The sequence below is a fragment of the Intrasporangium sp. genome, from assembly GCF_039812505.1.
Classification (GTDB): Bacteria; Actinomycetota; Actinomycetes; order Actinomycetales; family Dermatophilaceae; genus Intrasporangium_A.
In genome coordinates this window covers 24,389-33,319 of sequence record NZ_JBDIAQ010000024.1, presented here as the reverse complement: position 1 = coordinate 33,319, position 8,931 = coordinate 24,389, and the positions used below count along the sequence as shown (strand labels likewise).

Genomic DNA, 8,931 nt, shown 5'->3' with positions numbered 1-8,931 from the left:
AAGAATCGGACACCCCCACCAACCAGACCACCACACGGCAACCCAGCCAACAAGAGCAACCACACAAACCTACCCGCTCGCACCATGGCGGTCAAACTCACGGCGCCGCTTCGAGAGCGGCCGAGTCCGACCACCTGCTTCTCGCGGGAAGCCCATCGTATCGTCACGACTTCGAGCCGCTGATGATGGGTGTCCAGCCCCGGGACCGGCCTGCTTCGCGTCGCGATCACCCGCTCCGCAGTGGCGTCCGTTCCTCCCTGTCGGGCTGACCTAGAGAACAGTAGCGGGCGCGGCGCCGAACGCCAAATCGCGTCCGCCAGGACCGGACGGACCCAGCTGCCTGCCGGCGGGGACGGTCCGTCGGCAACGGTCAGACCCGACGGGCGGCGGCCAGGTTGCGACGCCCTCGCTTGAGCACGGCGACCGCGCCGTGGAGGAAGTCGTCCTCGCAGAGCACGGCCTCGGCATCCGCGACCTTCACGTTGTTCACCGACGCACCGCCCTCGGCGATGACCCGGCGGGCGGCGTTGCGCGAGTCGACCAGACCGGTCGCGACGAGTGCCTCCACGACGGAGGTGCCGGCCGAGACCTCCGCCTGGGCCAGCTCGTCGGTGGCGTCCCGTAGGGTGCTCGCGTCGAGATCGGCCAGTGAGCCCGTGCCGAAGAGCGCCTCGCTGGCCGACTGCGCGGCCCGCGCCGCGTCGGAGCCGTGCACGAGAGTCGTGACCTCGGCGGCCAGGGTGCGCTGGGCGGTGCGCCGGAACGGTGCCTGACGGACCTGCTCCTCCAGATCGGCGATCTCGTCGCGGGTCCGGTCGGTCAGCGCGCGGAGCATCGCCACGACCGAGGCGTCCTCGACGTTGAGGAAGTACTGGTAGAAGGCGTACGGGGTGGTCATGTCGGGCGAGAGCCACACGGCGTTGCCCTCGGACTTGCCGAACTTGCGTCCCTCCGAGTCGACGAGCAGCGGCGTCGCGAGCGCGTGCACCGTCGCCCCCTCGACCCGGTGGACCAGGTCGACGCCGGCCGTGATGTTGCCCCACTGGTCGCTGCCGCCGATCTGCAGGACGCAGCCCCTCGCCCGGTACAGCTCGAGGTAGTCCATCGCCTGCAGGATCTGGTAGCTGAACTCCGTGTACGAGATGCCCTGCTCGCTCTCGAGCCGCCGGGCCACGGCCTCCTTGCGGATCATCTGGTTGACCCGGAAGTGCCGCCCGATGTCACGCAGGAAGTCGAGCGCGCTCAGCGGCGCGGTCCAGTCGAGGTTGTTGACCAGCACGGCCGCGTTCTCGCCCTCGAAGTCGAGCAGGGGCCCGACCAGGGACTGGATGCGCGCGACCGACCGGGCGATCGTGTCCTTGTCCTGCAGTACCCGCTCCGCGTCGGGCTTGGGGTCGCCGATCAGGCCGGTCGACCCGCCCACGAGGCAGATGACCCGGTGCCCGGCAGCCTGCATGCGCCGCAGCACGGACAGCTGCACGAAGTTGCCGAAGTGCAGCGACGGGGCGCTGGGGTCGAAGCCGCAGTAGACGGTGACCGGCCCCTTGGCGAGTGCCTCGCGCAGCGCCGCCTCGTCGGTGGTCTGCGCCACCAGGCCGCGCCACTGCAGCTCGTCGAAGATGTCCGTCACGGTCGTCGTTCCTCTCTCTCGGGCGGGTCCTCCCGCAGGGGACAGCCTGCCCTACGACCCCCCGCCGCGACGAATGCGTTCCGCCGTCGACGTCCGGGCGCCCTCCGACCGGGCTCGAGGGTATGCCGCCGGGCAGGGCGATCGAAGGGCGCACCCGGGCGGGGCATCGAAGGGGTAGGCCGCCGGCCGGGTCCGCGCCGCGGGCGGGTCCCGACGTTGCCGGGCTCACCCGCGGCGCCGCTTGCGTGCGACGCCGGGCCGGTAGGGCGACACCGTCGGCTCGCCGTCGAGCCAGTAGCGCCACGGGTAGGTCGCGGCGTCGCCGCCGGGGCCGCTGATCCCCACCCGGGGCCCGGTCCGGACCAGGCCGGGGTCGACCGGCTCGGCAGGCGACCCGACGACGAAGTCGACCGGGTCACCGATCGCCGGCCGGCAGAAGTCCCGCCCCGTCTGGTCCCGACCCAGGGCCAGGGCCTGCCCGAGCCGGCCCGGCCCGCGGCACCAGTCCCGTTCGCGAGCCTTGCCGCGCCGCTCCTGCGCCAGCTCACAGCCCGCGACGACCTCGGCACCGCGCAGCAGCACCGCCTCGGCGGTGCCCTCGTGGCCGCAGACGAGGTTCACGCACCAGTGGTTGCCGTAGGTGAAGTAGACGTAGAGGAACCCGGCCGGCCCGAACATCACCCGGGTGCGCGCGGTCGGGCCGCGGTAGGCGTGCGAGCCGGGGTCGACCATCCCGGCATAGGCCTCGACCTCGGTGAGCCGCACCGTGACACCGGCATGGCTGACCAGGCACCCGAGCAGCTCGGGGGCCACCTCGAGCACCGGACGGGCGAAGAAGTCCCGCGGCAGCCGCCGCTGCGCGCCCTCGCCGACGATGACCGCGTCAGCCATCCCTCAGGCGCCCCCGCCGGCCCAGGCACGCGCCGCCGCCAGCCGGTCCACGGCGGCGGCCAGCTGCTCGCGGACCCGGACCGGCGCAGTGCCGCCGACGCCGTCGCGCGAGGCCAGGGAACCGGCTACCGACAGGACGGAGCGCACGTCCGGGGTCAGCTGCGCGCTCACCGCGGCGAAGTCCTCGTCGGTCAGCTCCCACAGCTCGATGCCGCGCTCCTCGCACCGGCGCACGCACTCCCCGGCCAGCTCGTGGGCGACCCGGAACGGGACGTGCGCCCGGACCAGCCACTCGGCGATGTCCGTGGCGAGGGCGAACCCGCGCGGGGCCAGGGACTCGAGCCGCTCGGTGTCGAACGTCAGCGTGGCCACCATCCCGGAGAACGCCGGCAGCAGCACCTCGAGCGTGTCGACCGCGTCGAAGGCCGGCTCCTTGTCCTCCTGCAGGTCCCGGTTGTAGGCGAGCGGGAGGGCCTTGAGCGTCGTGAGCAGCCCGGCGAGGTCGCCGACGAGCCGGCCGGCCTTGCCGCGGGCGAGCTCGGCCACGTCGGGGTTCTTCTTCTGGGGCATGATGCTGGACCCGGTCGAGTACGCGTCGTCGAGGGTGACGAAGCCGAACTCCTTGGTGGCCCAGAGCACGACCTCCTCCGCGATCCGCGAGATGTCGACCGCCGTCATGGCGCACACGAACGAGAACTCCGCCACGAAGTCGCGCGATGCGGTGCCGTCGATGGAGTTCTCCACCGCCCGCGAGAAGCCGAGGTCGTGGGCGACCGCCTCGGGGTCCAGCCCGAGCGACGAGCCCGCGAGGGCGCCCGACCCGTAGGGCGAGGCGTCGGTGCGCACGTCCCAGTCGCGGAAGCGGTCGACGTCGCGCAGCAGCGCCCAGGCGTGGGCCAGCAGATGGTGCGAGAGCAGCACCGGCTGGGCGTGCTGCAGGTGGGTGCGCCCCGGCATCGCGACACCGAGGTGCCGATCGGCCTGCTGTACCAGCGCGTCCACCACGTCGAGTACGAGCGCGGCCACCGTGCGGGCGTGCTCGCGCAGAAATCGGCGGAACAGCGTGGCCACCTGGTCGTTTCGGGACCGTCCGGCGCGGATGCGTCCGCCCAGCTCCGGCCCCACCCGCTCGATGAGCCCACGCTCGAGTGCGGTGTGCACGTCCTCGTCGTCCTGCGCCGGGGCGAAGGCACCGGACCGGACGTCCGCGTCGAGCCGGTCCAGGCCCGCCAGCATCCCGCTCAGCTCGTCCGCGGAGAGCAGGTGGGCGGCATACAGCACCCGGGCGTGCGCGCGTGAGCCGGCGATGTCGTGCGGGGCCAGCCGCCAGTCGAACTGGGTGCTCTTGCTGAGCGCGGCGAGGGCCTGGTCGGGCCCGCCGGCGAACCGGCCGCCCCAGAGGCTCAGCCGCCCGGTCGGGTCGGTCGGGTCGGTCGCATCGGTCATGGTCGCATTCTGCCCGCCCTCAGTCGCGCGGCTCGAGCAGGGCCAGCAGCGCGGCCGTGACGTCCTGACCGGCGGCGTCGTCCGCGGCGATGAGCAGGATCGTGTCGTCGCCGGCGATGGTGCCCACGACCTGGGGGTCGCGGGTGAGGTCGATCGTGGAGGCGAGGTAGTTCGCCGCGCCCGGCGGGGTCTTCAGCACGACGAGGTTGCGGGCGCACACGGCCGACACGAGCAGCTCGTCGCAGACCCGGCGCAGCCGCTGGTTCGTGCCGTCGAGCCGGCCGGTGGCCGGGATGTCGCCGCCGTCCCCGGGCACCGCATAGACGAGGGCCCGCCCGCGCCGGGCCTTGACGGCACCGATCTCGACCAGGTCGCGCGAGAGGGTCGCCTGGGTCACCTCGATCCCCTCGGCGGCGAGCAGGTCGGACAGCTCGCCCTGGCTGCGGATCTCGTGCGAGTCGAGCAGCTCGGCGATGCGGTGCTGGCGCTGGGTGCGGCTCACGGGCCGGTCCGGGCGCGCTCGAGGATCCTCGGCAGCGCGGTCAGGAAGCCCCCGAGCTCGTCGGCCGTGAGGATCAGCGGCGGGGCGAGACGCAGCGCGGTCGGGGTGACGGCGTTGACGATGAACCCGGCCTCCCGGGCGTGTGCCATCACGACCGGAGCCGGTATGCCGCTCAGCTCGATCGCGCGCAGCAGCCCGCGTCCGCGCGTGGACGCCACCCCGTCCAGGCGCACGTCGTCCAACAGCGCGCCCACCCGGGTGGCGTTCTCCAGCAGGTGGTCGCGCTCGATCGTGTCCAGGACCGCGAGCGCGGCCGCACAGGCCAGCGGGTTGCCGCCGAAGGTGGTGCCGTGCTGCCCGGCCGTGAGCAGCCCGGTCACCTCCGGGCCGTAGGTGAGCAGCGCGCCGATCGGCACGCCGCCGCCGAGCCCCTTGGCGAGGGTCATCGCATCGGGCCGGATGCCGGCGCTGGTGTGCGCGAACCACTCGCCGGTGCGCCCGATGCCGGTCTGGATCTCGTCGACCACCAGCAGCGCACCGTGCCGGCGGGTCAGGTCGCGGGCGAGCCGCAGGTAGTCGGCGGGGACCTCGCGGATCCCCGCCTCGCCCTGGATCGGCTCGACGAAGACAGCGGCGGTCCGCTCGTCGACCGCGGCACGAAGCGCCGCGCCGTCGCCCGGCGGCACGAAGTGCACGTCCGGGATCAGCGGCTCGAACGGCTCGCGGTAGGCGGCCTTGTGGGTCAGGGCGAGGGCCCCGGTGCTCCGGCCGTGGAACGAGCCCTCCATGGCGATGATCCGGCTGCGGCCGGTGCGGCGGGTCAGCTTGATCGCGGCCTCGTTGGCCTCGGTGCCCGAGTTGGCGAAGAAGACCCCGGACCCGGCAGGTGCGGCCGCGAGCGCGAGGAGCCGTTCGGCCAGCCGGATCGCCGGCTCGGAGGTGAAGAAGTTGGAGATGTGGATCGCGGCCTCGGCCTGCTTGCCGATCGCCTGCACGAGCGCGGGGTGGCCGTAGCCGAGGGCGCTGACGGCGATGCCGGAGAGCAGGTCGAGGTAGCGCTTGCCGTCCACGTCGGTGACCCAGCAGCCCTGCCCGGACGCGAGGACGATCTGGGGCGTGCCGAAGACCTGGACCATCGCGGCCGCGTAGCGGGCGAGCAGGCCGGCCCCCTTGCTGGTGTCCCCGTCGGTGCCCCCCGGGGCATGTGCTCCCGGCGCTGCCGGTCCCGGCCTCGGGCCGCGGTCCTCGTGCTGGTCGGCGATGTCGGGCTCGGCGCTCATTCGTCATCCTCGGCTGGGTCGGGTTTGTCGGGCAGCACCATCGTGCCGATCCCCTCGTCGGTGAAGACCTCGAGCAGGATCGAGTGCGGCGTGCGCCCGTCGACGACGTGCGCCCGCGGCACCCCGCCCTCGACGGCGCGGATGCACGCCTCGAGCTTGGGGACCATTCCCTCGTCCACCCGGGCGAGCAGCCCCCTGGCCTCGGTGACCTCGAGGGTCGACAGCAGCGAGGTGCGGTCGGGCCAGTCGGCGTAGATGCCCTCGACGTCGGTGAGCACGACGAGCTTCTCGGCCTGCAACGCCACGGCCAGGGCGGCCGCCGCGGTGTCGGCGTTCACGTTCAGCACCTGCCCCTCGACGTCGAGGTCGGGGGCGACGGTCGACACCACCGGGACCCGGCCGGCGGCCAGCAGGTCCAGGACGGCCGACGGGTTGACGCTCGCCACGTCGCCGACCAGCCCGATGTCGACCAGCTCGCCGTCGACGACGGTGCCGCGACGGCGAGCGCCGAAGAGCGCCGCGTCCTCGCCGGACAGGCCCACGGCCATCGGCCCGTGCTGGTTGAGCAGCCCGACCAGCTCCCGGCCGACCTGGCCGGTCAGGACCATCCGGACGACCTCCATGACCTCGGGGGTGGTGACCCGCAGGCCGCCCTTGAACTCGGTCTCGATGCCCAGCCGGGTCAGCATCGCCTTGATCTGGGGGCCGCCGCCGTGCACGACGACCGGCCGCAGCCCGGCGTAGCGCAGGAAGGCGATGTCCTGGGCGAAGGCCGTCTTGAGCCGCTGCTCGACCATCGCGTTGCCGCCGTACTTGACGACCACGAGCGAGCCGCGGAACCGCTCGAGCCAGGGCAGCGCCTCGACGAGGGTGGCCGCCTTGCCGGCCGCCACCCGGACGGCGGCCGCGTCGATCAGGCCCCTGAGCCGGTGGGCCGCTGCCGGGGTCATGTGCTGTAGGCCGAGTTCTCGTGGACGTAGTCGTGGGTCAGGTCGTTGGTCCACACCGTCGCGGTCTGCCCGCCCGCGTGCAGCTCGACCACGACGCGCACCTCGCGGGCCCGCAGGTCGACGAGGGAGCGGTCCGCACCGAGCCCGCCCGAGCGGCATACCTCGACGTCGTTGATCGCCACGTCGAGCGCCTGTGGGTCGAAGGCCGCGCGCGTGGTGCCCACCGCCGCCAGGACCCGCCCCCAGTTTGGGTCGCCCCCGAAGATCGCGCACTTGAACAGGTTGTTGCGCGCGACGGCCCGGGCGACCTCGAGCGCGTCGGCGACCGAGGCGGCGGAGCGGACCTCGACGGCGATGTCGTGGGCGGCCCCCTCGGCGTCGCCGACCAGCTGCCGGGCCAGGCTGGCGCTCACGTCGGTCAGGGCGGCGGCGAGCCCGTCCCGGCCGACGGCGACCCCCGACGCGCCGGAGGCGAGCACGACGACCGTGTCGTTGGTGGACATGCAGCCGTCGGAGTCGACCCGGTCGAAGGTCGCCGCGGTGGCGGCGCGCAGGGCCGCGTCGAGATCGGCGGGCTCGACCACGGCGTCGGTGGTCAGCACGACGAGCATGGTGGCCAGGGACGGCGCCAGCATGCCGGCCCCCTTGGCCATGCCGGCCACGCTCCAGCCGTCGCCCACGTGCGCGGCGACCTTGTGGACCGTGTCGGTGGTCATGATCGCGATCGCCGCGTCCTCGTGCCCGTCGGGCGTCAGCGCCGCGGCCGCGGCGTCGACCCCGGCCAGCAGCCGGTCCATCGGCAGCAGCTCGCCGATCAGGCCGGTCGAGCAGACCACGACGTCGCCGGCCGAGATGCCGAGGACCTCGGCCACGCGCTCGGCCGTGTGGTGGGTGTCGGCGAAGCCCTGCGGACCGGTGCACGCGTTGGCCCCGCCGGAGTTGAGCACGACGGCGTCGACACGGGCGTCCGTGACGACCTGGCGCGACCACGTGACGGGCGCCGCCTCCACGCGGTTGCTGGTGAACACCGCCGCGGCATGGTGGTCGGGGCCGTCGTTGACGACCAGGGCGAGGTCGGGTCGGCCGCTGGCCTTCAGGCCGGCGGTGACGCCCGCGGCGCGGAACCCGCTGGGGAGCGAGACGGTCACGGCGCCACCCCCGCCACTGGCAGGCCGGCGGTCTCGTCGAGCCCGAGGGCGAGGTTGGCGCACTGGACGGCGGCCCCGGCGGTGCCCTTGGTGAGGTTGTCCACGGCCGAGGCGACCACCACCCGGCCGGCGTGCTCGTCGACGGCGACCTGGAGCAGGACGAGGTTGCTGCCGACCACGTCGGCGGTGCGCGGCCAGCTGCCCTCGGGCAGGACGTGCACGAACGGCTCGTCGGCGTAGGCCTGCTCCCAGGCCGCCCGGACCGCAGCGGGGTCGGTGCCCGGGGTCAGCCGGGCGGTCGAGGTGGCCAGGATGCCGCGGGGCATCGGGGCGAGGGTCGGGGTGAACGAGACGGTGACCGGCCGGCCCGCGGCGCGCGAGAGGTTCTGCTCGATCTCGGGCGTGTGCCGGTGACCGCCGCCGACGCCGTAGGGCGACATCGAGCCCATCACCTCGCTGCCGAGCAGGTGGGGCTTGAGGCCCTTGCCGGCCCCCGACGTGCCGGAGGCCGCCACGACGACGACGTCGTCGGGCTCGATCACGCCGGCGACGAGGCCGGGCGCGAGCGCGAGCGAGATGCCGGTCGGGTAGCAGCCGGGGACCGCGACCCGCCGGGCCCCGACCAGGGCGGCGCGCTGGCGGCCGCCCCCGGCGAGCGGCAGCTCGGGCATCCCGTACGGCCAGGACCCGGCGTGTGGGGTGTCGTAGAACCGGGCCCAGGCGGCGGCCGACCCGAGCCGGAAGTCGGCGCCGCAGTCGATGACGACCACGTCGGGCGGCAGCTGCTCGGCCAGCGCCGCCGAGTGGCCGTGCGGCAGGGCCAGGAAGACGACGTCGTGACCGGCGAGGACCACGGGCGTGGTGTCCTGCAGGACGCGGTCCGCGAGCGGCACGAGGTGCGGGTGGATCGCGCCGAGCCGCTCACCGGCGTTACTGCCCGCCGTCACCGCGCCGACCTTCACCTCCGGGTGGGCGAGCAGGAGCCGGAGGATCTCGCCGCCGGCGTACCCGCTCGCGCCTGCTACCGCTGCCCTGGTCACGCTGCATGACTATACACGCTCATGCATAGTCGTGCAGGGCGGTC

8 protein-coding genes are annotated in these 8,931 nt (G+C 73.9%); all 8 read right to left on the bottom strand.

From position 1 onward, the window contains the following. Positions 1-370: 370 nt before the first annotated feature. Positions 371-1,630 (bottom strand): tyrosine--tRNA ligase, encoded by a 1,260-nt coding sequence (tyrS, locus tag WMI84_RS05530; protein WP_347351140.1) that lies wholly within the window; start codon positions 1,628-1,630, stop codon positions 371-373. A gap of 225 nt (positions 1,631-1,855) precedes the next feature. Further along, a complete protein-coding gene (locus WMI84_RS05525) occupies positions 1,856-2,521 on the bottom strand; it encodes a DNA-3-methyladenine glycosylase (protein WP_347351139.1) in 666 nt (221 codons plus the stop codon). Between the two features lie 3 nt (positions 2,522-2,524). Then, positions 2,525-3,967 (bottom strand): argininosuccinate lyase, encoded by a 1,443-nt coding sequence (gene argH, locus WMI84_RS05520; protein WP_347351137.1) that lies wholly within the window; start codon positions 3,965-3,967, stop codon positions 2,525-2,527. Positions 3,968-3,986: 19 nt separating this feature from the next. Continuing rightward, positions 3,987-4,469, bottom strand: a complete 483-nt coding sequence (argR, locus tag WMI84_RS05515) for an arginine repressor (protein WP_347351135.1) — start codon at positions 4,467-4,469, stop codon at positions 3,987-3,989. Next, positions 4,466-5,749, bottom strand: coding sequence for an acetylornithine transaminase (locus tag WMI84_RS05510; protein WP_347351134.1), 1,284 nt, complete (start codon positions 5,747-5,749; stop codon positions 4,466-4,468). The genes argR and WMI84_RS05510 overlap by 4 nt, the downstream gene beginning before the upstream one ends. Beyond that, positions 5,746-6,699 carry an acetylglutamate kinase gene (gene argB / locus WMI84_RS05505; protein WP_347351133.1) on the bottom strand — a complete coding sequence of 318 codons (954 nt, stop codon included), beginning with the start codon at positions 6,697-6,699 and terminating at the stop codon, positions 5,746-5,748. Before argB ends, WMI84_RS05510 begins: the two co-directional genes overlap by 4 nt. Next, positions 6,696-7,847, bottom strand: coding sequence for a bifunctional glutamate N-acetyltransferase/amino-acid acetyltransferase ArgJ (gene argJ, locus WMI84_RS05500; RefSeq protein WP_347351132.1), 1,152 nt, complete (start codon positions 7,845-7,847; stop codon positions 6,696-6,698). Before argJ ends, argB begins: the two co-directional genes overlap by 4 nt. Continuing rightward, positions 7,844-8,887 carry an N-acetyl-gamma-glutamyl-phosphate reductase gene (argC, locus tag WMI84_RS05495; protein ID WP_347351131.1) on the bottom strand — a complete coding sequence of 348 codons (1,044 nt, stop codon included), beginning with the start codon at positions 8,885-8,887 and terminating at the stop codon, positions 7,844-7,846. The genes argJ and argC overlap by 4 nt, the downstream gene beginning before the upstream one ends. Positions 8,888-8,931: the final 44 nt, after the last annotated feature.

Bases quoted from the DNA above. Each gene is read 5' to 3' on its own strand.
- WMI84_RS05510 (WP_347351134.1), bottom strand. From the start codon at position 5,749: ATGAGCGCCGAGCCCGACATCGCCGACCAGCACGAGGACCGCGGCCCG.
- argB (WP_347351133.1), bottom strand. From the start codon at position 6,699: ATGACCCCGGCAGCGGCCCACCGGCTCAGGGGCCTGATCGACGCGGCC.
- argH (WP_347351137.1), bottom strand. From the start codon at position 3,967: ATGACCGATGCGACCGACCCGACCGACCCGACCGGGCGGCTGAGCCTC.
- WMI84_RS05525 (WP_347351139.1), bottom strand. From the start codon at position 2,521: ATGGCTGACGCGGTCATCGTCGGCGAGGGCGCGCAGCGGCGGCTGCCG.